At 66.6% G+C, this 26,171-nt stretch carries 23 protein-coding genes; 16 read left to right on the forward strand and 7 right to left on the reverse strand.

The genetic code is table 11. The features are described from left to right. Positions 1-105 precede the first annotated feature (105 nt). Together QXZ94_RS24265 and QXZ94_RS24270 are read left to right on the forward strand one after the other, a co-directional pair. Positions 106-699 (forward strand): L,D-transpeptidase, encoded by a 594-nt coding sequence (locus tag QXZ94_RS24265; RefSeq protein WP_172110343.1) that lies wholly within the window; start codon positions 106-108, stop codon positions 697-699. A 66-nt stretch (positions 700-765) separates the two neighbouring features. Then, positions 766-1,803, forward strand: a complete 1,038-nt coding sequence (locus tag QXZ94_RS24270) for an amino acid ABC transporter substrate-binding protein (RefSeq protein WP_315722581.1) — start codon at positions 766-768, stop codon at positions 1,801-1,803. A gap of 453 nt (positions 1,804-2,256) precedes the next feature. Here QXZ94_RS24270 and QXZ94_RS24275 read toward each other — a convergent pair whose 3' ends face one another. Further along, positions 2,257-2,400, reverse strand: coding sequence for a hypothetical protein (locus QXZ94_RS24275; protein WP_315722583.1), 144 nt, complete (start codon positions 2,398-2,400; stop codon positions 2,257-2,259). Positions 2,401-2,857: 457 nt separating this feature from the next. On the opposite strand from QXZ94_RS24275, the gene QXZ94_RS24280 reads away from it, so the two are divergent. Beyond that, positions 2,858-3,313, forward strand: a complete 456-nt coding sequence (locus tag QXZ94_RS24280; protein WP_315726504.1) for a fasciclin domain-containing protein — start codon at positions 2,858-2,860, stop codon at positions 3,311-3,313. Between the two features lie 351 nt (positions 3,314-3,664). On the opposite strand, the gene QXZ94_RS24285 is transcribed toward QXZ94_RS24280, so the two are convergent. Then, positions 3,665-4,804 (reverse strand): acyl-CoA dehydrogenase family protein, encoded by a 1,140-nt coding sequence (locus tag QXZ94_RS24285; RefSeq protein WP_315722585.1) that lies wholly within the window; start codon positions 4,802-4,804, stop codon positions 3,665-3,667. A gap of 150 nt (positions 4,805-4,954) precedes the next feature. After that, complete coding sequence (locus QXZ94_RS24290) at positions 4,955-6,139, reverse strand: acyl-CoA dehydrogenase family protein (protein WP_315722587.1); 1,185 nt, start codon at positions 6,137-6,139, stop codon at positions 4,955-4,957. 154 nt (positions 6,140-6,293) lie between these two features. On the opposite strand from QXZ94_RS24290, the gene QXZ94_RS24295 reads away from it, so the two are divergent. Then, positions 6,294-6,839 carry a carboxymuconolactone decarboxylase family protein gene (locus QXZ94_RS24295; protein WP_315722589.1) on the forward strand — a complete coding sequence of 182 codons (546 nt, stop codon included), beginning with the start codon at positions 6,294-6,296 and terminating at the stop codon, positions 6,837-6,839. A gap of 238 nt (positions 6,840-7,077) precedes the next feature. Here QXZ94_RS24295 and QXZ94_RS24300 read toward each other — a convergent pair whose 3' ends face one another. After that, the gene (locus QXZ94_RS24300; protein WP_315722591.1) at positions 7,078-8,310 is read right to left on the reverse strand and encodes an MFS transporter; all 1,233 of its coding nucleotides are present in this window, start codon (positions 8,308-8,310) and stop codon (positions 7,078-7,080) included. A gap of 197 nt (positions 8,311-8,507) precedes the next feature. Between QXZ94_RS24300 and QXZ94_RS24305 the strand changes: the two genes are divergently transcribed. Further along, positions 8,508-10,574 carry a prolyl oligopeptidase family serine peptidase gene (locus tag QXZ94_RS24305; RefSeq protein ID WP_315722593.1) on the forward strand — a complete coding sequence of 689 codons (2,067 nt, stop codon included), beginning with the start codon at positions 8,508-8,510 and terminating at the stop codon, positions 10,572-10,574. 222 nt (positions 10,575-10,796) lie between these two features. Here the strand turns inward: QXZ94_RS24305 and QXZ94_RS24310 are convergent, their stop codons facing one another. After that, positions 10,797-11,474, reverse strand: coding sequence for a DUF938 domain-containing protein (locus tag QXZ94_RS24310; RefSeq protein WP_315722595.1), 678 nt, complete (start codon positions 11,472-11,474; stop codon positions 10,797-10,799). Positions 11,475-11,627: 153 nt separating this feature from the next. Between QXZ94_RS24310 and soxX the strand changes: the two genes are divergently transcribed. The 8 genes from soxX to QXZ94_RS24350 all read left to right on the forward strand — a co-directional run bounded on the left by soxX (position 11,628) and on the right by QXZ94_RS24350 (position 19,442). Then, positions 11,628-11,972 carry a sulfur oxidation c-type cytochrome SoxX gene (gene soxX, locus QXZ94_RS24315; protein ID WP_409998543.1) on the forward strand — a complete coding sequence of 115 codons (345 nt, stop codon included), beginning with the start codon at positions 11,628-11,630 and terminating at the stop codon, positions 11,970-11,972. Between the two features lie 19 nt (positions 11,973-11,991). Next, positions 11,992-12,486, forward strand: a complete 495-nt coding sequence (gene soxY, locus QXZ94_RS24320) for a thiosulfate oxidation carrier protein SoxY (RefSeq protein WP_315722597.1) — start codon at positions 11,992-11,994, stop codon at positions 12,484-12,486. A 15-nt stretch (positions 12,487-12,501) separates the two neighbouring features. Further along, complete coding sequence (gene soxZ / locus QXZ94_RS24325; protein ID WP_315722599.1) at positions 12,502-12,813, forward strand: thiosulfate oxidation carrier complex protein SoxZ; 312 nt, start codon at positions 12,502-12,504, stop codon at positions 12,811-12,813. After that, complete coding sequence (gene soxA, locus QXZ94_RS24330) at positions 12,810-13,655, forward strand: sulfur oxidation c-type cytochrome SoxA (protein ID WP_315722602.1); 846 nt, start codon at positions 12,810-12,812, stop codon at positions 13,653-13,655. Before soxZ ends, soxA begins: the two co-directional genes overlap by 4 nt. Then, entirely contained in the window at positions 13,652-13,981 is a 330-nt protein-coding gene (locus tag QXZ94_RS24335) for a hypothetical protein (RefSeq protein ID WP_315722604.1), read from the forward strand. Before soxA ends, QXZ94_RS24335 begins: the two co-directional genes overlap by 4 nt. Before the next feature lie 109 nt (positions 13,982-14,090). Further along, positions 14,091-15,839 carry a thiosulfohydrolase SoxB gene (soxB, locus tag QXZ94_RS24340; protein WP_315722606.1) on the forward strand — a complete coding sequence of 583 codons (1,749 nt, stop codon included), beginning with the start codon at positions 14,091-14,093 and terminating at the stop codon, positions 15,837-15,839. Between the two features lie 309 nt (positions 15,840-16,148). Then, positions 16,149-17,372: an MFS transporter gene (locus QXZ94_RS24345; RefSeq protein ID WP_315722608.1), complete on the forward strand. Its 1,224-nt coding sequence runs from the start codon at positions 16,149-16,151 to the stop codon at positions 17,370-17,372. Between the two features lie 357 nt (positions 17,373-17,729). After that, a complete protein-coding gene (locus QXZ94_RS24350; RefSeq protein ID WP_315722610.1) occupies positions 17,730-19,442 on the forward strand; it encodes an N-acyl-D-amino-acid deacylase family protein in 1,713 nt (570 codons plus the stop codon). 9 nt (positions 19,443-19,451) lie between these two features. Here QXZ94_RS24350 and QXZ94_RS24355 read toward each other — a convergent pair whose 3' ends face one another. Then, entirely contained in the window at positions 19,452-20,234 is a 783-nt protein-coding gene (locus tag QXZ94_RS24355) for a tetratricopeptide repeat protein (protein ID WP_315722612.1), read from the reverse strand. Between the two features lie 157 nt (positions 20,235-20,391). Next, complete coding sequence (locus QXZ94_RS24360; RefSeq protein ID WP_315722614.1) at positions 20,392-21,702, reverse strand: MFS transporter; 1,311 nt, start codon at positions 21,700-21,702, stop codon at positions 20,392-20,394. A 258-nt stretch (positions 21,703-21,960) separates the two neighbouring features. Here QXZ94_RS24360 and QXZ94_RS24365 point away from each other — a divergent pair, with 258 nt between their 5' ends. The 3 genes from QXZ94_RS24365 to QXZ94_RS24375 are packed head-to-tail and all read left to right on the forward strand — an operon-like array spanning position 21,961 to position 26,151. Further along, positions 21,961-22,620 carry an ABC transporter ATP-binding protein gene (locus QXZ94_RS24365; protein ID WP_315722616.1) on the forward strand — a complete coding sequence of 220 codons (660 nt, stop codon included), beginning with the start codon at positions 21,961-21,963 and terminating at the stop codon, positions 22,618-22,620. Further along, positions 22,617-25,079, forward strand: coding sequence for an ABC transporter permease (locus QXZ94_RS24370; RefSeq protein WP_315722618.1), 2,463 nt, complete (start codon positions 22,617-22,619; stop codon positions 25,077-25,079). Before QXZ94_RS24365 ends, QXZ94_RS24370 begins: the two co-directional genes overlap by 4 nt. After that, positions 25,069-26,151: a lipocalin-like domain-containing protein gene (locus tag QXZ94_RS24375; RefSeq protein WP_315722620.1), complete on the forward strand. Its 1,083-nt coding sequence runs from the start codon at positions 25,069-25,071 to the stop codon at positions 26,149-26,151. Before QXZ94_RS24370 ends, QXZ94_RS24375 begins: the two co-directional genes overlap by 11 nt. Positions 26,152-26,171 lie beyond the last annotated feature (20 nt).

Raw genomic sequence — 26,171 nt, forward strand, 5'->3', positions numbered from 1 at the left:
GGACGACCCGCGCTCAGCTTGACTTTGCTGCGAATATGCCCCTGAAATTTGGCGGGTGGTTTTGATCGGGCAAGCTTCGCAGGGGTCCGTCGAGGAGAGCTTTGAATGCCGAGTTTCCGTCGCCTGCTGTGTGCCGGCAGCGCCATCATCGCGCTGGCGCTGTCCACATCGCATAGCTTTGCCCAATCCGAGGACCCCGGCGATCAGCCCGGTCTCGTCGCCGATGACGGCTACGAGCTCGATCCGGAATGGCGCAAGCAGGTCGTCTATTTCCGTACCAACGAGCCGCCGGGCACCATCATCGTCTCCACCGCCGAGCGTCACCTCTATCTGGTGCAGCCGGGCGGCCGCGCCATCCGCTACGGCATCGGCGTCGGCCGCGACGGCTTCCAGTGGCAGGGCCTGCTGTCGATCACCAAGAAGGCCGAATGGCCGGACTGGACGCCGCCGCCGGAGATGATCCAGCGCCAGCCCTATCTGCCGCGCTTCATGGCCGGCGGTCCCGGCAATCCGCTCGGCGCGCGCGCGATGTATCTGGGCACCACCGTGTACCGGATCCACGGCACCAACCAGCCCTGGACCATCGGCAGCAAGATTTCCTCCGGCTGCTTCCGCCTGGTGAATGCCGATGTCGCCGATCTCTACGACCGCGTGCCTGTCGGCACCAAGGTCGTGGTGCGGCAGAAGCCGGAACTGTGACGGCGGCCTCTGCCGCCGGACATTCAGCCATCGCTTTGTACTGACATTTTCCGAAAGAGATTGACCATGCGCACTTTCCGAGGCGGCCTGCTGATCGGGCTCGCCGTCGCCGTCCTCGTCGCGGCGCTCGCCGTCACCTATGAGATGTACGACACCCGCACACTGAAGCGCACCGTCCGCCGCGGCGAGGTGCTGTGCGGCGTCAATGCCGGCCTGCCCGGCTTTTCGATTCCCGACGACAAGGGCAACTGGACCGGCTTCGACGTCGACTTCTGCCGCGCGGTAGCGGCGGCGATCTTCGACGATCCGAAGAAGGCGAAGTTCATGCCGCTCGACGCCAATGAGCGCTTCAAGGAGCTGCAGAGCCGCAAGGTCGACATCCTCTCGCGCAACACCACCTGGTCGATGGCGCGCGAGCAGAACTACGACCTGTATTTCCCGGCGGTCGCCTATTACGACGGCCAGGGCTTCATGGTGCCGCGCTCGCGCAAGCTCGAGACCGCGCTCGACCTCACCGGCAGCAAGGTCTGCGTGCAGGATTCGACGACCAACGCGCTCAATCTCGGCGACTATTTCCGCGCCAACAACATGAAGTATGAAGAGGTGAAGTTTCCGAAGCTCGACGACGTCATCAAGGCCTATGACAGCGGCAAGTGCGACACCTTCACCGCCGACGTCTCGCAGCTCTATGCGCTGCGGCTGATCCTGTCGAAGCCTGCCGATCACGACATTCTGCCCGACCTGATTTCGAAGGAGCCGCTCGCGCCCGTGGTGCGCCAGCGCGACGACGACTGGATGATGATCGTGAAGTGGACGCTGTATGCGATGATCAATGCCGAGGAGCTCGGCGTCACCTCCAAGAACATCGACGAGGCGCTGAAGTCGAAGAAGCCGGACGTGATGCGGCTGGTCGGCAACGAGGGCACCTACGGCCAGGATCTCGGCCTGTCGAAGGACTGGGCGGCGCGCATCATCCGCCACGTCGGCAATTACGGCGAGGTCTATGAGCGCAACGTCGGCAGCGAGTCCAAGCTGAAGATCCCGCGCGGCATGAACCAGCTGTGGAACGCGGGTGGGATTCAGTACGCACCGCCGATCAGGTAGGCCTGGGATTTCGATCGCCGACTTCTCCGCCTCGGCAACTCTCGCAACACGCTCGGTGCACCCTCTCCCCTTGCGGGAGAGGGTGGTTTCGATGCGCAGCATCGAAAACGGGTGAGGGTTGCCACGAACCCGGAATTGAATGTGAGGCACCAACCCCTCACCCAGGCGAGTTTGTAGTTGGCTTTTGTGTAGCCCTCTCCCACAAGGGGAGAGGGCGCATTCATGAGCACTGCGCCTGCTGCACCTGCAATATTTCAAGCACACAGCCATCAACCTTCTCGCGACGCCCTCCGCGTCCGAGCTTTGCCAATTGTCCGCCCTTCGGAAGAACGAGGGCGCAGGGAAGGCCAGGTGCCGACTGGCACCTGCGGTCCGCCTGCGTAAAAAATGCAGGCGGCAGAACCACAGGCTCAGCCGGAGCAACCCGGCCTTCCCTGCGCGATGGATTGACGTTTATGGCGCGCTCTCCTCGGTGTCCGGCTTGTTAGCCACCGTCACCGGCAGGATCATCATCACCCGCCGATTTGGCATCAGCATCGCGATGCCGGGACCACACGCTTTCACGTCCGCATCGGCATCGTCCGTCGGCGCGATCACGCGCTGCGATCCGATACGGCCATCGCATCACCGGCCCACGTTTCGTGACGATCGCGAAGCGCCCCTCGTGCAGGCCGTGACGGCAGCGAATGTGCGGCTGATTTGCCCGACGACACAACGCCCGTCGGATTGCGACAAAATGGCACGACGGGCAAAAATACCTGCACGTCCGCGCAATTAGTCCCGCTGAATCAGCTGTCTTCCGCACGTCGTCCTGACCGCGACACTCTGCTCACGAGTTCGTGAACGCGCGCTCAAATCCATCCGAACACAGCGGTCGTAACGACCTCGACCAATCCGGTCGGGGTGATGCGACCCTGCACCACAGGGAGAACGAGGGGCGCAATTGCTTTCTGCGCATCAGCCAACTCATCAGTTCAGTTCACAAGGAAACATTCGAATGACGCTGGGAATCCGTTCGTTCGTCGCCGGCGCGTTGATGCTGGGCGCGCTCTCCATGTCAGCAACCGCGGCACGCGCCGCTGATATCGTCGACACCGCCGTCGGCGCCGGCCAGTTCAAGACGCTGGTCGCCGCCGCCAAGGCTGCGGGCGTCGTCCCGGTGCTGAAGAGCAAGGGCCCCTTCACAGTGTTCGCGCCGACCGATGCGGCCTTCGCTGCGCTGCCGCCGGGCACGGTCGAGGACCTGCTCAAGCCGAAGAACAAGCGCAAGCTCGCCGCGATCCTCAAGTATCACGTCATTCCGGGTGCGGTGAAGGCGGGCGACGTCGCCGGCAAGAAGCTCAGCGTGAAGACGGCGCAGGGCCAGCCGGTGGCCGTCGACGGCACCTTCTTCGGCGTGCAGGTCAACGACGCGCATGTCGTGCAGGCGGACATCATGGCCTCCAACGGCGTCATCCACGTCGTCGACAAGGTGCTGCTGCCGCCGGCCAAGACAGCGATGCATCATTGATCAAGCGAGAGCATTGAAGGACGAGAGCGCGCCGTCGGTGACGGCGCGCTCTTTGTCTTCAGCTATCAAGTTGGACTTCCGAGGGCTCATTGCCGTGTTGGCGGCAAGTCGTGGCCCGGCTCGAGCCACACCCGCCGCCGTCGTCCCGGCGAACGCCGGGACCCATAACCACAGGAGGACGTGGTGACCCGCGGTGACAGCTCCGGCCTTCGCCAAATTCCGGACGGTGGCTATGGGTCCCGGCTCAAGGCCGGGACGACACCATTTTTGTAGGCCTAGATCGGCCCTCAGCCGTAGGGTTAGGCGACCGCATCTTGCAGGCGACCGTCCGGCTCAATTCGGCAATTCAAATCAATATCCCCTCATCTGCGCCAGCTGCGCCGCGTGATAGTTCGTATCCCCGAGCAGTTCCTCGCACACCCGTGCGCGCTTCATGAAGAAGCCGATATCGAATTGGTCGGTCATGCCCATGCCGCCATGCATCTGCACGCCCTCCTGCACCGCGCGCGTCGCGGTGGCACCCGCGCGGGCTTTGGCCACGGCAACGGCGGCCGCCGCACCCGAAGGATCAGCTTCGAGCGCCTGCAAGGCCTTCAGCACGGCGGCGCGGGTGATCTCGATCTCGATATAGAGATGCGCGGCGCGATGCTGCAGCGCCTGGAATTCGCCGATCGCCTTGCCGAACTGCTTGCGCTCCTTGAGGTACGCCACCGTGCGGCCGAACACCTCCTCGCTCAGGCCCACCATCTCGGAGGCGACGGCGCCGCGGCCGAGATCGAGCATGCCGCCCAGCACGGCCATGCCCCCGTCGACCTCGCCCAGCACGTGATCCGCGTTGACCTCGACCTCCTCGAAAGTGATCCGCGCGGCGTTGTGCGCATCGACCATGATGGTGCGCTCGACCGCAACGCCCTTGGCCTTGGGATCGACGAGAAACACCGTCAGGCCGTCACGCTCGCCGGGCGCGCCGGCGCTGCGGGCGACGACCAGCAGGAGGTCGGCGACGTGGCCGTCGACCACCATCGCCTTGGCGCCGTTCAGCTTGAAGCCGTTGCCGGAGCGCACGGCCTGCATGGCGGTGTGCGAGGGACGGTGCTTGGCGCCTTCGTCGAGCGCCAGCGCCGCGAGCAGCGCGCCGCTGGCGATCTTCGGCAGATACTCTGATTTCTGTGCCGCCGAGCCCGCGCGGGTCAGCGCCGACGCCGACAGCACGGCGGTCGCGAGGAACGGCGACGGCATCAAGGTGCGGCCGATCTCTTCCATCACGACGCCGGCCTCGACCGCGCCGAGGCCGGAGCCGCCGTGCTCCTCGGGCACCAGCAGTCCGGCAAAGCCCATCTCGGCGAAGGTGGCCCACAGCTCGCGCGAGAAGCCGGTTGGGTCGCGCGTATCACGCAGCTTGCGCAGATGGGCGACCGGCGCGTGATCGGAGATCAGGCCGCGCGCGCTGTCGCGCAGCATGGATTGTTCTTCGGTGAGGAGGAGAGGCATGGCGGCTGTCCAGTGTCGGTGTTCGTTTGGAAGCGAAGCTTTTTCAGTTCGTCATGGCCGGGCTTGTCCCGGCCATCCACGTCGTCCTTCATGCACGGATGGACGTGGATGCCCGGGTCAAGCCCGGGCATGACGGAGTGTGGGGGCGAACTACGCCCCCGGCAGATCGAGGATGCGCTTGGCGACGATGCCGAGCATGACCTCGGAGGTGCCGCCTTCGATGGAGTTCGCTTTCGTACGCAGCCAGGCGCGCGGACGGGCGCCTTCGTGCGAGCGCTCGCTCTCCCATTCCAGCGCGTCGATGCCGCCTGATGACATCAGCAACTCGTGGCGGCGCTTGTTGAGCTCGGTGCCGTAATACTTCATCGCCGAGGAGAACGCCGGGTGGCCCTGCCCGGCCTTGGCGAGATCGACCATCCGCTCCGCAGCGGCCGCAAGCGCGGCCTCGTCGACGTCGAAGGTGGCGATGTCAGCGCGCAGCAGCGCGTCGTCGAGCCTGCCTTGCGCGTCGCTGCCGACGGAGTCGGCCGCGACCTGGCCGAGCGGCCGGCTGCCGCCACGCTCGCCCATGCCGGAGATCATCGCGCGCTCGTGCTGCAAGAGATATTTTGCGACGTCCCAGCCGCGATTGACGGTGCCGAGCACATTCGCCTTGGGCACGCGGACATTGTCGAAGAAGGTCTCGCAGAACGGCGAGCGGCCGGAGATCAAGAGGATCGGCTTGGTCGTGACGCCCTTCGACGTCATGTCGAACAGGATGAAGCTGATGCCGTCATGCTTCTTCGCCGTGGGATCGGTGCGCACCAGGCAGAAGATCCAGTCGGCGTAGTTGGCGTAGGAGGTCCAGATCTTCTGGCCGTTGATGATGTAGTCGTCGCCGTCGCTCTCGGCGCGCGTCTGCAGCGAGGCGAGATCGGAGCCGGCATTCGGCTCGGAATAGCCCTGGCACCAGCGGATCAAGCCGGCCGTGATCTTCGGCAGATGCTCGCGCTTCTGCGCGTCGGTGCCGTATTTCAGCAGCGCCGGTCCGAGCATCGAGATGCCGAACGAGGTGATCGGCGCGCGCGCCCCGATCGCGGCCATCTCCTGGCGCACGATCTTCGCCTCCTCGCCATCGAGGCCGCCGCCGCCATATTCCCTCGGCCAATGCGGCACCGTCCAGCCCTTGTCGCGCATGCGCTCGAACCAGATGCGCTGCGGCTCGGAGGAGAATTTGGCGTTGCGGCCGCCCCAGAACGTGTCCTCGTCGGAGGTCATCGGCCGGCGCATCTCCGGCGGACAATTCGCCTCGAGCCAGGCGCGCGTTTCGCGGCGGAATGTGTCGAGATCGGCCATGTCTGATCCTCGCGCGTTTCCATGTTTGCTGTCGTTGGAACGACCTAACCTCAGCGCGTCAGGGAATTCAACATCGATGTCGCCGCGACCGCCCTCGCCTTGTCCGGCGATCTATGGTCATGATGCCGTCGCGTGAAAATACGAGGAAACGACCATGCGCCTGAAACTTCTTTCGCCTGGCGAAATGAGCGCCGACCAGCGCCAGACCTATGACGAGTCGATCGCCAGCAAGCGCGGCTCGCCGCCGCCGCCGATGATGGCCTGGCTCAACAGCCCGGAGATGGCGCGGCACGCGACCCGCCTCGGCGCCTTCCTGCGCTACGACACGGTGTTTCCGGCCGCGCTCTCCGAGATTGCAATCCTGGTGACGGCGCGGCACTGGACGGCGCATTACGAATGGTACGCGCATAAGCGCCTGGCGCTGGCGGGCGGGCTCGACCTGGAGATCATCGAGGACATCCGCGACCGCCGCACGCCGACGTTCTCCGATCCCAAGGCGCAGATGATCTACGATGTCGCCAAGTCGCTACACGAGGGGCATGGTCTAACGGAAGCGCTATATGCCGAAGCAATCGCAACGCTCGGCGAGCGCGGCCTGGTCGAGATCATCGGCCTGTGCGGCTACTACACGATGGTGTCGATGACGCTGAATGCGTTCGAGTTCGATTTGCCGGAGGGTGAGGTGTCGGAGTTGAAGTAGTCGGCTCGTGATCTTCAACGCACCGCTGTTGCCACGATACCGGTGCACTCCCCTCCCCCTTGCGGGCAGGGGAATCGCATATGGTCAATCTGAGTGTGTCGCGAAACCGTCTCCACATCGTCATGCCCGGGCTCCGTCCCGGCCATGACGACGCGGAGGGAGATGGGCGCAAAACATCGATCGCCATATGCGATAGCCCTCCCCTTGCGGGGAGGGGAGCGCACCGACGCTGCGGCTTTTACCCCTGCTCCGCCACATCCGCCGCCGCAACCCGCCGCTTCGACGACCAGACCAGCGCCAGCACGCACAGGCCGAGCAGCACCGGCGGGAACACCACCATGTTCACCGCCGACCAGCCGAAATGCGCCAGCAATTGCCCGGATGAGAACGAGCCCAGCGCCATCAGGCCGAAGATCAGGAAATCGTTGAACGCCTGCACCTTGTTGCGCTCGGCCGAGGTGTGCGTCTCCAGCACCAGCGCGGAGGCGCCGACGAAGCCGAAATTCCAGCCGACGCCGAGCGCGACCAGCGTGGCCCAGAAGTGCATCGCGGTCAGGCCGGAGAGCCCGATGATCGCGGCAACCGCTTCCAGCGCCAGCCCGAGCGCGACGATGACGGGAGCGCCGAACCGGGCGATCAGAGAGCCCGTGAAGAAGCTCGGGCCGTACATCGCGACGATGTGCCATTGCAGGCCGAAATTGGAATCCGACACGGTGAGGCCACACATCTGCATCGCCAGCGGGGCCGAGGTCATCACCAGGTTCATCACCGGATAGGCGATGGTGCCGCATAGTGCAGCGGCGATGAAGCGCGGCTGGCGCACGATCTCGAGCAGCGGCCGGCCGCCATGCAGGTCGGCGGCTTCAGGCCTTGGCAGATCGACGCCCGCGACGATGCCCATCGCGATCAGTGCCACCGCGGCCTGGATCAGATAGCTGAAGGCGAACAGATAAGGCTGCCAGACGTCCATGGTCCATTGCACGAGCTGCGGACCGAGCAGGCCGGCGAAGATGCCGCCTGCCATGACCCACGACACCGCCTTGGGCCGGAACGCGGCGCTGGCGCCATCCGCGGCGGCGAAGCGATAGGACTGGGCGACGGCACCGTAGAGGCCGCCGAGGAACGTCGCCAGGCAGAACAGCACGAACGAGCCACGGAGAATGGCAAGGCAGCCGAGCACGCCCGTGACCGCGCCACAGCCGGTGCCGATCAGAAATGCGACACGGCGGCCATAGCGGCGCGAGATCGCGCCGGTCGGCAGGGTGCCGGCGGCAAGCCCGACGACGTACATCGAGATCGGCACGGTCGCGAGCCCGATGCTCGGCGCGATGGTCACGCCGACGATCGCGCCGGTGGCGAAGATCACCGCCGAGTTGGCGCCCGTCAGCGCCTGCGCAGCGGCGAGGCGGGCGACGTTGCGGCGCGCGCGGGCATCGTCGGAGGTATCTTCGGTCACGGTCAGGTCGATCATCTCAATGTGTCCGGATGCGCGAAAATGCGCCCCTGCTGCTCTCTCGGTGCGGCTGCACTATTGCGGGATGGGCGGGCCGGAGGCAACGGGCGCGATCGGGAACAAGCCATGCATCGCAGCTGATTCGACAGCTCCAGCCCACCCGGCTAATCAGGCCCGCGGTATTCTCGCGTCGACGACGCAGCGGAGCTTGAGCCATGTCAATCGATGACCGTCCGACTCTCGCGGCGCCAGACGATGATCCATATTTGTGGCTCGAGGACATCGAAAGCGAGCGTGCGCTGGCCTTCGTCGCGGCGCAGAACCGGCGCACGCTCGCCGCCTACGGCGATGCCGGCTTCGAACGAGATCGCGACATGCTGGCCGCGATCTTCGATCGCCCCGACAACATCCCGATGGTCAGCCGGCGCGGCGGGTTGCTCTACAATCAATGGAAGGACGCGGTGCATCCGCGCGGGCTGTGGCGACGAACCACCCTGGCCGAGTTTCGCAAGGCGGAGCCGCAATGGGAGATCCTGCTCGACCTCGACCGTCTGGCCGCCGACGAAGGTGAGGACTGGGCGCTGAGCTGGGTGCAAACGCTGCCGCCCCGGCACGCGCGTGCGATTCTGGCGCTGTCACGGGGCGGCAGCGACGCGGTGGTGCTGCGCGAGTTCGACCTCGCGGCGAAGAGATTCGTCGACGGCGGCTTTGCGCTGGCCGAGGCCAAGGGCAGCGCGGATTGGCTCGACGGCGATACGCTGCTTCTGGCGAGCGCGCATGGCGAGGGCATGGCGACACCGTCGGGCTATGCCCGCACGGTGCGGCGCTGGCGGCGCGGCCAGCCGGTCGGCGAGGCCGAGGTGATCTTCGCCGCCGAGAGCAGCCAGTCGACATGGGTGCATGTCGGCGTGGACCGCAGTGTGACGCCGGCGCGCGTGTGGTTCACCGAGGGGCTCGACTTCTTCAACCATCATCTGTGGCTCGGCGACGCGGCTGCTGCGCGCACCCGGCTCGATTTGCCGACCGACTGCTGGATGACGGCGGAGGGCGACTGGATGGCGGTCAAGCTGCGCCAGCCATGGACGGTCGGCGAGGTCACGCATCCTGCCGATGTCGTGCTCGGCATCGGGCTGTCGGCCTTCGTCGCAGGGAGCCGGGATGTCGTTCGCCTGTTCGAGCCCGGCCCGCGCCGCGCGCTGCAAGGCCTGTATTGGGCCGGCGGCCGGCTGGTGCTGTCGATCCTTGACGAGCTCCGGCCGCAGTTCGAGCTGTGGACGCCATCGACGAACGGCTGGAGTCATCAGCGGCTGCCGGGATTGCCGGAGATCGCAACGGTGGACGTCTGGCGGCTCGACGTCGAGGACACCGAAAGCCATGGCGACCTGCTCGCCAACATCCAGGATCCGCTGACACCGCCGACGCTGCAGCTGATCGAGGCCTTCGGCGCGCCGGCCATGCTGAAACAGGCGCCGCGCACCTTCACCGCCGAAGGATACGTGGTCACACGCCATGAGGCGATCTCGGTGGACGGCGCGCGCATTCCCTACACCCAGACCGGGCCGGCCGAGCCGACCGGCGACGCACCGGTGTACATGAGCGCCTATGGCGGCTTCGGCCACACCATTCGTCCGGCCTACAATGCGGCGCTCGGCAAGCTGTGGCTGGAGCGTGGCGGCACCATCGTCGAGGCCAATATCCGCGGCGGCGGCGAGTTCGGCACCGCCTGGCACGATGCCGGCCGCTACGCGGGCAAGCGGCTCGCGCATGACGATTTCGCTGCGGTCGCCGCAGACCTGGTCCGCCGCGGCGTCACCGTGCCGAAGCGCATCGCCGCGCAAGGCGGCTCGAATGGCGGCATCCTGATCACCAACATGCTGGTGCGCTATCCCGAGCGGTTCGGCGCGCTGTTCTGCACCATCCCGCTGATCGACATGCGCCGCTACACCCGGCTGCTCGCCGGCGCCAGCTGGATCGCCGAATATGGCGATCCGGACAAGGACGAGGATTGGGGCTGGCTGCAGACCTACTCGGCCTATCACACCGCGAAGCCAGGCCTGCCCTATCCGCCGATCCTGATCGCCACGACGCGGCGCGACGACCGCGTGCATCCGGGACACGCGCGCAAGATGACGGCCAAGCTTCAGGCGATGGGCTACGACAGCTATTTCTACGAGCCCGCCGCCGGCGGCCATGGCTACGGCACCGACAACCGCGAGCGCGCCAGCTTCATCACGCTCGGCACGCGGTTTCTGGCACGGCATGTCGGGCTGGAGATGGAGTAAGCGGCGACGCTTCGTTGCAGACCGCGCTGCCGGCTCCACCCACCGCTGTCGTCCCGGCGAACGCCGGGATCCATGCTCCGCAGCAGGAGTTTGGGGCGATGACAGTTGTCACGCCGATCTCGCATCACAACCCGACCCTGTGGTTATGGGTCCGGGCGTTCGCCGGGACGACAGCGAAATTCGGAGCGGCGCCATCGACAACGCACGCCGGGTCGTCGCGCTTCACGCAGCCCGCGCGAACACCAGGATCATGTTGTTGGCCGGCATCTCCACCGTCTCGCGCAAGGCAAGGCCGTTTCGCGCCCCCAGCGCTTCGAGATCGGTGATGTCGCGCACGCCCCATTCCGGATTGCCCTCGCGCAGCGAGGTGTCGAACACGGCGTTGCTGACCGCGGTGTGCCTGCCGTCGCGCTTGAACGGGCCGTAGAGCATCAGCAAGCCATCCGGCGAGAGCACCTTCCCGGCCCCCGCGAACAATCCTTCCGCCACCGACCAGGGCGCGATGTGAACGACGTTGGCGCAGAAGATCGCCGTCAGCCGCTCGGGCCCGCCGGCGGCACGGAACGCGGCGGCCCAGCCGGCCTGCGACAGGTCGATGCGCTGGGCTTCGCGGATGTTGGGCAGGCCCGTATGCCTGCGCCACGCAGCGATGCTCGCGAGGTGGGTGTCGTTGAGGTCGCTCGGCCACCACGTCAGATCGGGATGCTGGGACGCGAAATGCACGACATGCTGGCCGGTGCCGCTGCCGGCCTCCAGCACGTCGCCCGTCCGCCCCTCCAGCAGCCGCGCCAGCACCGCCGAGATCGGCTGATGGTTGCGGTGGAAGGCGGCGGCATCCAGCCGTCCGTCCGGTTCCACCGGCCGGCCGTCCCGGCCGAACTCCACGACGTATTCCGCCATTGCCATACTCCCGGCCGCAAGCTGAGCAGCCACCGTTAACCGCGTTGCGACGGCCACCATAGCCGCATTGTCAGCCGATGGTCTTTATGCTTTGCAGCGCCTATATTGCCGAGATCACCGAGACGTCGGAACTTCATCTTGATCACACCCGTCATGCGTACCGCCCTGGCGCTGGGGCTCCTGCTCGCCGTGTCGTCCCTTGCCATGTCCTCAGCCGCCCACGCCCAGTCCGGCGCCGCCGAGGGCCAGAAGCTCGCATTCGACCGCGGCAAGGGCAACTGCCTGACCTGCCATGAGATCAAGGGCGGCGACCTGCCGGGCTCGATCGGGCCGAAGCTGGAAAATCTCAAGGGCAAATACGACCGTACCGAGCTGATCGCGATTCTCAACGACGAGACCAAGCGCAATCCGCTGACGGTGATGCCGCCGTTCGGCCGCAACCGCATCCTGACCGAGCAGGAAATCAGCGCCATCGTCGATTTCCTGCAAACGCTGTGATTTTCGTTTGGAGACACCCATGACTGCCTCGTTCGGCCCGTTGGCCCACCGCCGCCTGTTCCTGAAGGGCGCCGGCCTCGTCGCGCTGATCGGCCTCGGCAATGCCGTGCTGCACGCCACGCCGGTGTTTGCCGCGACCAACGACAACAAATATCCGGAGGACGCGTTCAAGCAGAAGAACGCGAGCGAGGCGATCAAGGCGCTGTATGGCCGCGACCACGAGGCCTCCGACAAGATCAAGCTCGATGCCCCGGAGATCGCCGAGAATGGCGGCGTGGTGCCGATCGCGGTGACGACGTCGCTGCCGAACGTCACCTCGATCTCGTTCATCGTCAGCGAGAACCCGTTCGCACTGGCGGCGTCCTATCACATCCCCGAGGGCACGGTGCCCGCGGTGGCGAACCGGCTGAAGATGGCCAAGACCTCCAGCGTGATCGCGCTCGTCGAATCCGGCGGCAAGCTCTACAGCGCGACGAAGGAAGTGAAGGTCACCGTCGGCGGCTGCGGCGGCTAGGGGAGGAGAGCGATCATGGCAGCAAGCATTCGCGTCCGCGCGGTCCTGAACGGCGAGGTCGCCGAGGTCCAGACCCTGATCCAGCATCCGATGGACACGGGGCTGGTCAAGGACGCCAAGGGCGAGGTGATCCCGGCGCACTACATCCAGCAGCTCACCTTCACGCACAAGGAGAGAATTGTGTTCCTGGCCGATTGGGGCACCGCGGTCTCCAAGGATCCCTACGTCAAGTTCGCCTTCAAGGGCGCGGCCAAGGGCGACGAGCTCAAGGTGAGCTGGGTCGACAACAAGGGCGCGACCGACAGCCTGACGGCGACGATCCAATGAGCGCGCTGCGCCTGCTGCTCGCTCTCGCGACGACGCTCGGTCTGAGCGCATCGGCCATGGCGGCGGACAAGCCCGACCCGGCGGCCGACGCCAAGGCGTTCCAGGACTATTTCGTCAAGAAGTTCCCGAAAGTGGCGTTCGACGATTTCGTCAACGGTCCGTATTCGATGAACGCCGACATGCGCAAGCAGTGGGAGGAGAAGGAGCAGTTTCCGCCCTACGAGTTCGCGCTCGACTCCGGCAAGGAGATGTTCGCCAAGCCGTTCAAGAACGGCAAGACCTATGCCGACTGCTTTGCAAACGGCGGCATCGGCATCCGCCAGAACTATCCTTATTTCGACGACAAGGAAGGCAAGGTCATCACCCTCGAGCTGGCGCTGAACCGCTGCCGCGAGGCCAATGGCGAGCAACCCTATTCCTACGTCAAGGACGAGATGGCCTCGCTCACCGCCTACATGGCCTACACCTCGCGCGGCAAGCGCTTCGACATCAAGATCCCGGACGATCCGCGCGCGCTTGAAGCGTTCGAGAAGGGCAAGGAATATTTCTACACCCGCCGCGGCCAGCTGAACTTCTCCTGCGCGAGCTGCCACGTGCAGAGTCCGGGCGAGCGCATCCGCGCCGAGATCCTGGCGCCGGCGCTGGGCATCCTGAACGCAATGCCGATCTACCGCTCGGAATGGAGCGGCATGGGCACGATCAGCCGCCGCATCGTGACGTGCAACAGCCAGACCCGCGCCGTGCCGCTGGAGCCGCAGTCGGACGAGTATCGCAACCTCGAATATTATCTCTCCTACGTGTCGAACGGCCTGCCGGTTTCAGGTCCTGGAGCGCGGCCATGAGATATATCTCGACACCAAGCGTCATGAAAAAGATCGTGTTCGCCATGATGGTGTCGGCGGTCGGCGCCGGCTCCGCGCGGGCCGCGTCGGAAGCCGACTATCTCGCGGCGGTCGCGGCGGCCGAGAGCGCCAACAAGGAAGCCGGACGTCTGCGCAACCAATGGACCGTGACCCAGGCCGCAATCAATGCTGCGAAGAAGGCGGCGGAGTCGGGCAATCTCGACCAGGCGCTGAAATCGGCGCAGGAGGCCGAGGCGCTCGCCAAGGCCTCGATCGTCCAGGCCACCAGCGAGAAGCAACTCTGGAAGGACATGGAGATCCGCTAGCGCGTGATCCGCAAAGTGGAGACCGGTTTTCCAACGGGTCATGGTCGAAGAAGGAGATAGGATCATGATGCGATTCCGTGGAATCTCATCATGATCTAGGACGCGAACGATGATTCGGCGCCGGGATTTTCTCAAAGCATCAGGTGCCGCCGCGCTCGCCGCGCCGGCGCTGCTGCGCAGCGCGTCCGCTGCCGACACGGTGAGCCTGTACGACGTCGAGAAATTCGGCAATGCGCGCATCCTGCACATCACGGATACGCATGCGCAGCTGCGGCCGGTGTTCTTCCGCGAGCCGAGCGTCAATCTCGGCATCGGCGAGATGTGGGGAAAGCCGCCGCATCTGGTCGAGCGCGCCTTTCTGGACCGCTACGGCATCCGTCCCGACAGCGCCGAGGCCTATGCCTTCACCTCGTTCGACTTCGAGAAATATGCCGTGCGCTTCGGCAGGATGGGCGGCTTCGCGCATCTGAAGACCCTGGTCGACAAGCTGCGCGCCGACGCCGGCGATCATCGCTCGCTGCTGCTCGACGGCGGCGATCTCTGGCAGGGCACCGGGCTCGCCAACGCCATGCGTGGCGCCGACATGGTGGGCGCGGCCAATCTGCTCGGCATCGACGCGATGACCGGGCATTGGGAATTCACCTATGGCGAGGAGGCGCTGCGTGCCAACCTCGCGCGTTTCAAGGGCGAGTTCCTGGCGCAGAACGTGTTCCTGACCGAGGAGGCCGCGTTCAACGATGCCAAGGCGTTCGATCGCGGCTCGGGCCGCGTGTTCAAGCCAGCTACGATCAAGGAGATCGGCGGCGCGCGCATCGCCGTGATCGGGCAGGCGTTTCCCTATGTGCCGATCGCCCATCCGCGCCGCTTCACGCCGGACTGGAGCTTCGGCATCCGCGAGGAGGAGTTGCAGAAGCTCGTCAACGCCCTGCGCGGCGCCGACAAGGTCGATGCCGTGATCCTGCTGTCGCACAACGGCATGGATGTCGACCTCAAGCTCGCGAGCCGCGTCACTGGGATCGACGTCATCCTCGGCGGCCACACCCATGACGCCGTGCCGCAACCGGTGGCCGTCAAGAATGCCAAGGGCGCGACCTTGGTGACCAATGCCGGCTCGAACGGGAAATTCCTGGCCGTGCTCGATCTCGACATCGCCAAGGGCCATGTCGCCGACGCGCGCTATCGCCTGCTGCCGATCTATTCGGAGCTGCTCAAGCCGGACCCTGCGATGCAGGCGCTGATCGACCAGACGCAGCAGCCGCAGGTCGCGGCCTGGAGCGAGAAGCTCGCGACGTCGGACCGGCTGCTGTATCGGCGCGGCAATTTCGAAGGCGCGACCGACGATCTGATCTGTGCGGCGCTGCGCCGCGAGCTCGATGCCGAGATCGCGCTGTCGCCGGGGTTCCGCTGGGGCCCGACCGTGCTCGCGGGCCAGTCCATCATGCTGGAGGACGTCCTGGCACAGACCGCGATCAGCTATCCCGAAACCTACGTGCAGCGGATGACCGGTGCTCAGATCAAGGACGTGCTCGAGGACGTCTGCGACAATCTCTTCAACGCCGATCCCTATCTGCAACAGGGCGGCGACATGGTGCGGACCGGCGGTTTCTCCTACCGCTGCACGCCGTCGGAGTCGATCGGCCGCCGCATCTCTGATCTCGCGCTCGACAACGGCCATCCGCTGCACGCCGGCAAGAGCTACAAGGTCGCGGGCTGGGCGTCGATGAACGCCCAGGACGGCAGGCCGGTGTGGGACGTGGTCGCCAGCCATCTGCGCAATGGCCAGCTGGTGCTGACGGGGACCAACAAGGTCACGCTATCAGGCGTCGACGGCAATCCGGGGTTTGCGTCGCAGTCGTGAGCGGGGGGCACCCGGCCGGCGTGACACAGACGGCACGTCCTACTCCGCCATGGTCCCGGGTCGGCACTGATGGGTGAGGCGCCACCGTGCCTGCCCCTGCACAACGGCCGAATGCCTGACCAAAGCGTCGCCGCGCCCTATCCCGCCGGCCAGCGCGCGCAGGTGCCATGCGCCCGCGTTCATGGACAATGAACCGCAATCCGATAGTGTGGCGTTGTGTCGCGCGCCCTCATTGCGGGAGTCTCGGCGGTTTGCCGGCAACGCGCCCTCCAGTTTCATCACTGACGCCGGGAGCCCAACGGATCGAGCATGGCTGACGTTCTCGCCGCATCGCAACACACCACGGCACCGGTCCGGACCGCCTCCTCGCTGCGCACGCTGGCGCTGATCTCCCTGGCGCATTGGGTCAGCCACCTGCACATGCTGGTGCTGCCGATGCTGTTTCCCTACCTGAAGGAGAAGCTCGGCGTCGGCTATGTCGAGCTCGGCTTTCCACTCACGGTGTTCGCCGTGGTCTCGGCGCTGACCCAGGCGCCCGTCGGCTACCTCGTGGACCGTGCCGGCGCCCGCCGCATTCTGCTGCTGGGCCTGACGCTCGGCGGTCTGTCGCTGGCAATCCTCGGCTTCTATCTGACCTATGCCAGCCTCGTGGTCTCCGCGGTGCTGCTCGGCCTCGCCAACGCCGTGTATCACCCCTCCGACTACGCGCTGCTGTCGGCGCATATGGAAGAGAGCCGGATGGGCCGCGCCTTCGGTGTGCACACCTTCGCCGGCTATCTCGGCGGCGCGGTGGCGCCGGCGGTCATGGCGGCGCTGGTCACCACGGTCGGCGGCTCCGGCGCGCTGATCGCCGCCGGCCTGGTCGGTCCGCTGGCCGCGCTGCTGCTGCTCGCCGGCAACGTGCCCGAGGTGCCGCCGCATCCGCATCACACCAAGGCGGACGGCACCAAGATCAAGCAGCCCAGCCTGCTGACGCCGATGCTGATGCTGCTGACCGTGTTCTTCATGCTGCTCAGCCTGTCCAACGCCGGCATCTCCAGCTTCGGCGTGGTCGCTTTCATGAACGGCTACGGGATCTCGTTCTCGACGGCCAACATCGCACTGACCGCCTTCCTCGGCGCCAGCGCGGTCGGCGTGCTCGCCGGCGGCCAACTCGCCGACCGCATCCGCCATCACAACCTGGTCGCCGCCGTTGCCTACGCGATCAATGCGGTGCTGGTGCTGATCATCACCTTCGTCAGCCTGCCCACTGTGCTGCTGGTCGCGATCATGCTGACCGCGGGCTTCATGAGCGGCGTGATAGCGCCCTCGCGCGACATGCTGGTGCGCAACGCCGCCCCTCCCGGCGCCGCCGGCCGCGCCTTCGGCATCGTCTCCACCGGCTTCAACTTCGCCGGCGTCGTCAGCCCACTGCTGTTCGGCTGGATCATGGACATGAACGCGCCGCGCTGGGTGTTCGGCACCTCCGTCGTGTTCATGCTGCTGACCATCGTGCTGGCGTTCTTCACGGAGCCGAAGAAGGCGAAGGCTTAGCTGGCATCGTCAGCAACCCGTCAGCCCATCAACGCAAGATTGACATGAGGAGATGAGCGCAGTGCCCGTGACTGCGCCCTCGCCCCTTGTGGGAGAGGGCATGTAGGACAGAGCGGCAAGCTTGGTCGGGTGAGGGGTCTCTCTCCGCGAGTTGCACGCGTGGAGAGAGACCCCTCACCCAACCGAGCGAGTGGATGGGCCGGCGATGCCCTCTCCCACAAGGGGCGAGGGCGCTGTATTGGGCACCGCGATGGCGGCAGCTTTTTCGCGCAACGCTGTCCTCACCTCCCGCATGTTGACATCATCGTCCACCGGCCGATGATACGGGCAAACAACAACATCCGGGGAAGACACGCCATGACGCAGCCTGATCTCGTGATCCGCGGCGGAACGATTGCCGATGGCTCGGGCGGCGAGCTGTACGAGGCGGATGTCGCGATTGCGGATGGCCGCATCGTCGCCGTCGGCAAGGTCGCGGCGTCCGGCCGCGAGGAGATCGACGCCAGGGGCAGACTGGTCACGCCCGGCTTCGTCGACGTCCACACCCACTATGACGGCCAGGTGACCTGGAGCCATGACATCTCGCCGTCGTCGCAGAACGGCGTCACCACGGCGATCATGGGCAATTGCGGCGTCGGCTTCGCGCCGTGCCGGCCGGCCGATCATCAGCGGCTGATCCAGTTGATGGAAGGCGTCGAGGATATTCCCGAGCCGGTGCTCGAAGCCGGCATTCCCTGGGAATGGGAAAGCTTTCCCGACTACATGGAGTGGCTGGCCAAGCGCAATTTCGATCTCGACATCGGCGCCCAGCTGCCGCACGCGGCGCTGCGCGTCTATGTGATGGGCGAGCGTGGCGCGCGCCGCGATCCCGCCACCGCGGACGACAACCGCGCCATGGCGGCGCTGGCGCGCGATGCAGTCAAGGCCGGCGCGCTTGGCTTCTCGACCTCGCGCACGCTCAACCACCGCACCTCGACCGGCGACTACACGCCGACGCTCAAGGCCGGCGAGGACGAGCTGACGACCATCGCGAGCGCCATGCACGGCGCCGGCCGCAGCGTGCTGCAATTCGTGCTCGACATTTCCACCATCCACGAAGATCTGCCGATGATGCTGCGCATCGCCGAGCAGACCAGCTGCCCGATCTCGTTCTCGGTGACGCAGAACGACCGGGCGCCGCAGCGCTGGCGGCAGACGCTGGCCGAGATCAATGCGGCGGCGGCGCGTGGCCTGTCGGTCACGGCGCAGATCGCAGCACGGCCGGTCGGGCTGCTGCTCGGGCTGGAATTGTCGCGTAACCCGCTGCAGACGCATCCGAGCTATCAGGCGATCGCGCATCTGCCGCTCGCCGAGCGCGTCGCGCGGATGCGCGACCCGCAGCTGCGCGCGGCGATCCTGAGCGAGCAGGCCAGCGCGACCGACGATCCGCTGTTCTTCAAGCCGAACTACGACAAGATGTATCTGCTCGGCGATCCGCCCGATTACGAGCAGCCGCCGGAGCAGTCGCTCGGCGCGCAGGCGCGCGCGCGAGGTTGCCGGCCCGAAGAGCTGGCCTATGACGCGATGCTGACGGACGGCGGGCGCGGCATGCTCTACGTCCCGTTCCTCAATTATTCCGACGGCAATCTCGACGCCACCTACGAGATGCTGCGCGATCCGCGCAGCGTGCCCGGCCTCAGCGACGGCGGCGCGCATTGCGGCATCATCTGCGACGCCAGCTTCCCGACCTATCTGCTGACGCACTGGACGCGCGACCGCAAGCGCGGGGACAAGCTCTCCATTCCGTTCGTCGTCGCCGCGCAGTCGCGCAAGACCGCGCTCTCCGTCGGCCTCGACGATCGCGGCCTGATTGCGCCGGGCTACAAGGCGGACGTGAACGTGATCGACTACGATCGCCTCCATCTGCATCCGCCCAAGGTGCATTACGATCTTCCGGTCGGCGGTCGCCGCCTGATGCAGGAGGTCGACGGCTACGAGGCGACGATCGTGTCGGGTGTGGTGACGCGCCGGCACGGCGAGGCCACCGGCGCGCGGCCGGGGCGGCTGGTCAGGGGGGCGCGCGTCGTCTGAGCTGAGCGATCAGCCGGCCACAGCAGCGGCCGTGTCGACAATTCGCGTAAGCTCGGCTTGCGCAGCCGAATACTCGTTGAACCATGGCGGCATCGAGCGCAGGGCAATCTCGAGCGCCCTGCGGCCTTCGTCCTTGCGGCCGTTCAGCAGGTGCCATTCCCCGACATAGAAATAGGCTTCGGCCTGTTCGGGAGCCGTCGTGGTCGCATGCAGGACCTCCTGCTCCGTCGAACGCGCCATCAGCAAACCGAACACCGGTCCGGGCCACCCCGCCGCCGTCCCGCGCGACGCGAGCGCGGCGAGATCTGGCTTGGCGCGACCGGGCAGCCGGGCGATCGACAGGTAAAGAAACAAGGCCGCATAGGGGTCGAACTGGAGCGCGAGCGACCTTTCCATGTCTGCTGCCGCGGCTTCGAACCTACCGCGACAGAATTGAATATAGCCACGGCCCCGATGCATGACGGGGTCCTTCGGCGCGAGGTCGATCGCTGTCGTGCTTTGGACGATCGCGCGATCCAGATCGCCTTTGATATGATGAAGGAACGCAAGCTCGCCATGAGCCGCGGCGAGCCTGGGATCGAGAGCAAGAGCTCGCGTCTGGTCGTCGACGGCACCGTCAAAGTCGCCAAGGAATTTCCGCGACACGCCGCGGGCGCCGAATGTCTGCGCGTTGGGCTTCAGCTTGAGGACCAGGCCGAAATCATCGATCGAACTTGCGTAGCTTCCCATGCCCTGAAGCGCAACGCCGCGATTGTGGTAAGCGTAATAGTTGCGCGGGTTGAGCTGGATCACCTTGCTGAAGTGGAGGATGGCGCCTGGGAAATCGTCGATCTTCAGGCATCGCGCGCCGCGCCAGAACTGCAGCATATGGGAGAACAGGCGAATCATGCGGGACCTCACGACGAATGCACGCGAGGCCGCCTCCTGATGACCCCGTGCCGCGGTTGTATCACGCAAATTCGGGCGCGACAGCCTGGTGCACCTGCAGGCGGGCGCGTTCGCTGTTCGGCCAGAGTAGCGCCAGACCCAACAGACCGGAGATCCCCATGATCACGGCGTTGATGGTGAACCCGGACATGTAGCCGTCGAGCAGACTGCCCGAGGCCTGGATCATCTTGCCCATCACGACGGGCGCAACGATGCCGGCGAGCGTATACAGCGCACCGTAGATCGCCATGGCCGCGCCGCGCTGGGCGACCGGCGTGAATTCGCCGATCATCGGCGGGCAGACGACGTAGATCGAGCCGCACAATCCCGATCCGACCACGAGCAGCGCGATCTTAGCCGAAGCGCTGTCGACATGCGCCATGCACGCCATCAGGACGCCGCCGATCACCAGCGGCGTTGCGCCGAGCACGCCGCGCGCCATGCGGGTGGACACCCCGCGCGCCATCAGCATTTGCGAGGCAAAGCCGGTGGTCAGCACGACGCACGCGCCGAACACCCAGGGCAGGATCGAGATGAATCCGGCCTGCGCTTGCGAGAAGCCGAGGCCCTTCACCAGGAACGGCGTGAACCAGGTCAGCCCGAGCGACAGCGCCCAATAGGCGCCGAAGGTGGCGGCCACGCAGCCGACGAAGGTGCGGGACGTCAGCAATTGCAGATAGGGCACCCGCTGCTCGCGCAAGTCGGCCGCCTCGAGTTCGGCGAGCGGACCTTCCCGGCCCAGCCACAGCCACGCCGCGCTCCACATCAGACCGACGACGCCGAGCGCGCCGAACGCATAGTGCCAGCCGTGATTCACGATGATCCAGTTCAGTGCCGGCACGGCGAGGATCACACCGAAGGCGGAGCCCTGGGACAGGATCGCCGTCGGCAGCGCCCGCTTCTCGTCGGGGAACCATTTGTAGACGGCGTGAATGGCGACGGACGCGGCCGGCCCTTCGCCCGCACCGAGAATGATGCGGCAGATCAGCAAGGTGGTGAAGCCGACGGTGCCGACCATCGGGAATTGCGCCACCGCCCAGATCAGCGCCAGCACCAGCAGCACCCAGCGCGTCGGCACCTTGTTGACGACGAAGCCGACCACGATCGCCGCGATCGAGAACAGGAAGAAGAAGGAGGAGCCGAGCAGACCGAACTGCTCGGCGCTCAGATTGAGCTCGGTCATGATCGGCACGCCGGCGAGCCCGACCACGATCTTGTCGGCGAAGTTCACCAGCATAAACAGGAACAGCAGGAAGGTGATCTTCCAGGCGCCCTTCGGCGTGGGTGTCGAGCTTGCGCGGGATGTGCCCGTGAGCGTCGTTGGCGCGGCCATCTTCCTTCCCCTCTTTGTTATGATCCGCCCCTGTCGTCCGGGCGTTTCGACGATGCTACCCACGAAGCGGCTCCGCAGGCAACCAGATCGCGAGCTAAGTTGTTGCTGCAACGCGGGAATTCGCCCTTCGAGGCTGCGCAAGGGCGGATCCGCAACCTGCTGACGAGCACGCGGCCGATCACATCACGGCCGCGACGGCGAACGAGCACGTGATGTTCGCGTTGGCCCTTGTTATGTTGTGATGCAACAACCTCGATCATGCTCGTGCTCAACGTCCGTCATCTCACCAAGTCCTATCGATCCGGCGGCGAGCCGATCAACGTCCTGCGTGGCGTGGACCTCGCTGTCGCCTCCGGCGAGCGTGTCGCGCTGACCGGTGAATCCGGCTCGGGCAAGAGCACGCTGCTGCATCTCATCGCCGGGCTCGATGCGGCCGACGGCGGCGAGATCGTGCTCGAGGGAGCATCGGTCGGCGCGCTCGACGATGCCGGCCGCGCGGCAATCCGGCGCGAGCGGCTCGGCCTGGTGTTTCAGCAGTTCAACCTGGTGCCGAGCCTGTCGGTGGCCGACAATCTCAGCTTTCAGGCGCGGCTGGCCGGACGGCATGACCCGGCGTGGCACACCGAGCTGGTCGAGCGACTCGGACTGAAGACATTGCTCAAGCGCTATCCGGAGCAGCTGTCGGGCGGCCAGCAGCAACGCGTCGCGATCGGCCGCGCGCTGGCGATCAAGCCGGCCCTGCTGCTCGCGGACGAGCCGACCGGAAATCTCGACGAGGACACCGCCGACGAGGTGATGGCGCTGACGCGCGACCTCGTCACGCGCACCGGCTGCGGCTTCCTGATGGTAACGCACAGCGCGCGGCTCGCGGCGATGCTCGACCGCCACGTCCATCTGCATGCCGGGCGCGTCGCATGACGCGTGCGCTGTGGATTCTCGCCGTGCTGCTCAGTCACTGGCGGCGGCATCCGATGCAGTTCGCGACCTTGCTGATCGGACTGATCTCGGCCACCGCATTGTGGAGCGGCGTGCAGGCGCTGAACCAGCAGGCGCGCAGCTCCTATGATCGCGCCGCCGCGATCTTCGGCGGCGCGCGCACGCCGATGCTGGTCGCGACCGACGGCAAGATGCTGGCGCAAGGCGTGTTCGCCGAACTGCGCCGCGCCGGCTGGCCGGTGTCGCCGGTGCTGGAAGGCCGCGCACAGATCGATGGCCGCTCGATCCGGCTGCTCGGCATCGAGCCGTTCAGCATCCCCCGCGAGGTCGGCGACGCGCCGATGGTCGGGCGCAGCGAGCTCGAGGCGTTCCTGACGCCGCCGCATCGGACGCTGATCTCGCCGGAGACGCTGGCCGATCTCGGCCTGAAAGAGGGCGCAGCGCCGCGGCTGAGCAACGACGCGCTGTTGCCGCCGCTGATGGCGCAGCAGCAGCTCGCGCCTGGCGTGCTGGTGGTCGACATCGGCGACGCGCAGAGGCTGCTCGGCAGGCCCGGCCAGATCTCGCGCCTGCTGGTCGGCAAGGCGGCGGGGAGACGAGCGCCGTTGCACGAGATCGCAGGCGGCCGGCTGCAACTGGTGCAGCCCGAGGCCGAGACGGATCTGGAGCGGCTGACCGACAGCTTCCATCTCAACCTCACCGCGTTCGGCCTGCTGTCCTTCGTCGTCGGCCTGTTCATCGTCAACTCCGCCATCGGGCTTGCCTTCGAGCAGCGCCTGCCGGTGTTGCGCACCCTGCGCGCCTGCGGCGTGTCAGCGCGGCAACTCAATGCCGTGCTGATCGGCGAGCTCATCGCCTTTGCATTGGTGGCAGGCCTCGTCGGGCTGGTGTGCGGCTATGTCATCGCGGCCGCGCTGCTGCCGAACGTGGCCGCGTCACTGCGCGGCCTGTATGGCGCGCAGGTGCCGGGCGAATTGAGCCTGCAGCCGGAATGGTGGCTCGCCGGCCTCGTGATCAGCATCGCGGGCGCCCTCGCCGCGGCGACGACGAGCCTGATCAAGTCGATGCGGCTGCCGATCCTCGCCACGGCGCAGCCCTACGCCTGGCAGGAGGCGCAGCGGCGCTGGCTGCGGCTGCAGAGCGCCGTCGCGCTTGCCTTCTTCGTTGCGGCGGGACTGCTGCTGTGGCTCGGGCAATCGCTGCTCGCCGGTTTCGGCGTCCTCGCAGCGATGATGCTGGGCGCCGCGCTGCTGCTGCCGGCCATCCTGGAGCTGGTGCTGCGGCTGGGCGAGCGCGGCGCGCGCGCGGCGCTGGCGCAATGGTTCTGGGCGGACAGCCGGCAGCAGATCTCGGGATTGTCGCTGGCGCTCATGGCGCTGCTGCTGGCGCTCGCCGTCAATGTCGGCGTCGCGACCATGGTGGAGACCTTCAACCGCACCTTCCTGGTCTGGCTCGACGGACGACTCGCCGCCGACATCTACATCAGCGCGGCCGACGAGGCGCAGACACGCGACATCCAGGCGTGGCTGCGGACGCGGCCCGACGCGCAGGCGGTCCTGCCCGGCGGCCGCGCCGAGGCGCAGCTGGCCGGCGCGCCGATCGACGTGCTCGGCCTTCCCGATCACGAGACCTATCGCGACCACTGGCCGCTGCTGCAGGCCGGCGGCGCCGCGTGGACGCAGCTGGTGCGCGGCGATGCCGGCTTCGTCAGCGAGCAGCTGGCGCGGCGGCTCGATCTCGCGGTCGGCGATAGCCTGGATATTGCCGCGCCCACCGGCGACTGGCGCATCACCGTCGCCGGCATCTATGCCGACTACGGCAATCCCAAGGGACAGGTCACCGTCAACGTGGCAGCGCTGACGCGCCGCTTCCCGGCCACGCCCATCACCCGGATGGCGGTGCGCGCGGCGCCCGCCGACGTGGCGGGGCTGATCGCGGCGCTCAGCGACAAGTTCGGGCTCGACGGCCGCAACGTCGTCGACCAGGCGACGGTGAAGCAGGAGTCGAAGCAGATCTTCAACCGCACCTTCGCGGTGACCGGGGCGCTCAACACCTTCACGCTCGGCGTCGCCGCGATCGCGCTGCTGACGAGCCTGCTGACGCTGGCCAATTCACGGCTGCCGCAGCTCGCGCCGCTCTGGGCGATCGGACTGACGCGGCGGCGGCTGGCGCAAGTGGAGCTGTTGAAGACGCTGTCGCTGGCCGGGCTCACCGCGCTGCTGGCGCTGCCGCTCGGGCTCGTCGTGGCGTGGTGTCTGATCGCGATCGTCAACGTGAAGGCGTTCGGCTGGCGGCTGCCGTTCGACGTGTTTCCGCTGCAGCTGATCCGGCTGCTCGCCGTCACGCTCGTCGCGGCGCTGATCGCCTCGCTGCTGCCGGTGCTGCGGCTGGCGCGGATGCAGCCGGCACAATTGGTGAGGACCTTCACCATTGAGCGCTAGAACGACCATCACGCGCCGCGGCCTGATCGGCGGCCTTGGCCTGCTGGCGCTGCCGCGGCTTGCCTATGCGCAGGGCTTTGCGGGCCTCAGCGACAGCGCCGACGGCTTTGCGCCGGTGACCCCGGGCCGGGCGTTTTCCTTCCCGGCCGATCACGGTCCGCATGACGATTTCCGCATCGAATGGTGGTACGTGACCGCCAATCTCAGCGACGCCAGCGGCAAGGCTTACGGCCTGCAATGGACGCTGTTCCGCTCGGCGGCGCGGCCGGGGCCGCAAGGCGAAGGCTTCGACAATCAGCAGCTATGGATGGCGCATGTCGCGGTCACCCGCGCCGACAGCCATCGCTCGACGGAAAAATTTGCGCGCGGCGGCGTCGGGCAGGCCGGCGTCGAGGCCAAACCATTCCAGGCCTGGATCGATGACTGGCAACTGCGCGGCACTGCTGCGACCGACGATCAATCGCTGGCACCGCTCGACATGACCGCGAGCGCGAGCGACTTTTCCTATGCGCTGCATCTGGAGGCGGATCGTCCGGTGGTGCTGCAGGGCATCGGCGGCTACAGCCGCAAATCGGAGCGCGGCCAGGCGTCCTATTACTACAGCCAGCCGTTCTATCGCGTCCGCGGCCGCATCAGCTTCGACGGCAGTCCGGTCGAGGTCACAGGCCAGGCCTGGCTCGACCGCGAATGGAGCAGCCAGCCGCTGGCCTCCGACCAGAGCGGCTGGGACTGGTTCGCGCTGCATTTTTCCGGCGGCGAGAAGCTGATGCTGTACCGGATGCGGCAGGGCAACGGCGACTACACGTCCGGCACCTGGATCACGGCGGACGGCGCTTCGTGCCCGCTTGGGCCCGGCGACATCGCGATGAGACCCACGGACATTGTCGGCATCGGTGAGCGCAAGCTGCCGGTCGGCTGGCGCGTGGAGATCGCCTCGCTCGGCATCGCGATCGACAGCACGCCGCTCAATCCCAACGCCTGGATGGGCACGCGCGTGCCCTATTGGGAGGGACCGATCAGCTTCAAGGGCAGCCACACGGGGGTGGGCTATCTCGAGCTGACGGGATATTGAGACGCAGTCATCAGGGGGAA

This window comes from Bradyrhizobium sp. SZCCHNS2022 (genome assembly GCF_032377575.1).
In the GTDB taxonomy this organism is placed as follows: domain Bacteria; phylum Pseudomonadota; class Alphaproteobacteria; order Rhizobiales; family Xanthobacteraceae; genus Bradyrhizobium; species Bradyrhizobium aeschynomenes.

Coding starts and splice junctions, on each gene's coding strand:
- QXZ94_RS24290 (WP_315722587.1), bottom strand. CDS start 6,139: ATGGCCGATCTCGACACATTCCGCCGCGAAACGCGCGCCTGGCTCGAG.
- soxX (WP_409998543.1), top strand. CDS start 11,628: ATGCGTACCGCCCTGGCGCTGGGGCTCCTGCTCGCCGTGTCGTCCCTT.
- QXZ94_RS24345 (WP_315722608.1), top strand. CDS start 16,149: ATGGCTGACGTTCTCGCCGCATCGCAACACACCACGGCACCGGTCCGG.
- soxY (WP_315722597.1), top strand. CDS start 11,992: ATGACTGCCTCGTTCGGCCCGTTGGCCCACCGCCGCCTGTTCCTGAAG.
- QXZ94_RS24370 (WP_315722618.1), top strand. CDS start 22,617: ATGACGCGTGCGCTGTGGATTCTCGCCGTGCTGCTCAGTCACTGGCGG.
- QXZ94_RS24285 (WP_315722585.1), bottom strand. CDS start 4,804: ATGCCTCTCCTCCTCACCGAAGAACAATCCATGCTGCGCGACAGCGCG.
- QXZ94_RS24360 (WP_315722614.1), bottom strand. CDS start 21,702: ATGGCCGCGCCAACGACGCTCACGGGCACATCCCGCGCAAGCTCGACA.
- QXZ94_RS24305 (WP_315722593.1), top strand. CDS start 8,508: ATGTCAATCGATGACCGTCCGACTCTCGCGGCGCCAGACGATGATCCA.
- QXZ94_RS24265 (WP_172110343.1), top strand. CDS start 106: ATGCCGAGTTTCCGTCGCCTGCTGTGTGCCGGCAGCGCCATCATCGCG.
- QXZ94_RS24365 (WP_315722616.1), top strand. CDS start 21,961: ATGCTCGTGCTCAACGTCCGTCATCTCACCAAGTCCTATCGATCCGGC.
- QXZ94_RS24310 (WP_315722595.1), bottom strand. CDS start 11,474: ATGGCGGAATACGTCGTGGAGTTCGGCCGGGACGGCCGGCCGGTGGAA.
- QXZ94_RS24350 (WP_315722610.1), top strand. CDS start 17,730: ATGACGCAGCCTGATCTCGTGATCCGCGGCGGAACGATTGCCGATGGC.
- QXZ94_RS24300 (WP_315722591.1), bottom strand. CDS start 8,310: ATGATCGACCTGACCGTGACCGAAGATACCTCCGACGATGCCCGCGCG.
- QXZ94_RS24270 (WP_315722581.1), top strand. CDS start 766: ATGCGCACTTTCCGAGGCGGCCTGCTGATCGGGCTCGCCGTCGCCGTC.
- QXZ94_RS24280 (WP_315726504.1), top strand. CDS start 2,858: ATGTCAGCAACCGCGGCACGCGCCGCTGATATCGTCGACACCGCCGTC.
- soxA (WP_315722602.1), top strand. CDS start 12,810: ATGAGCGCGCTGCGCCTGCTGCTCGCTCTCGCGACGACGCTCGGTCTG.
- soxZ (WP_315722599.1), top strand. CDS start 12,502: ATGGCAGCAAGCATTCGCGTCCGCGCGGTCCTGAACGGCGAGGTCGCC.
- QXZ94_RS24295 (WP_315722589.1), top strand. CDS start 6,294: ATGCGCCTGAAACTTCTTTCGCCTGGCGAAATGAGCGCCGACCAGCGC.
- soxB (WP_315722606.1), top strand. CDS start 14,091: ATGATTCGGCGCCGGGATTTTCTCAAAGCATCAGGTGCCGCCGCGCTC.
- QXZ94_RS24335 (WP_315722604.1), top strand. CDS start 13,652: ATGAGATATATCTCGACACCAAGCGTCATGAAAAAGATCGTGTTCGCC.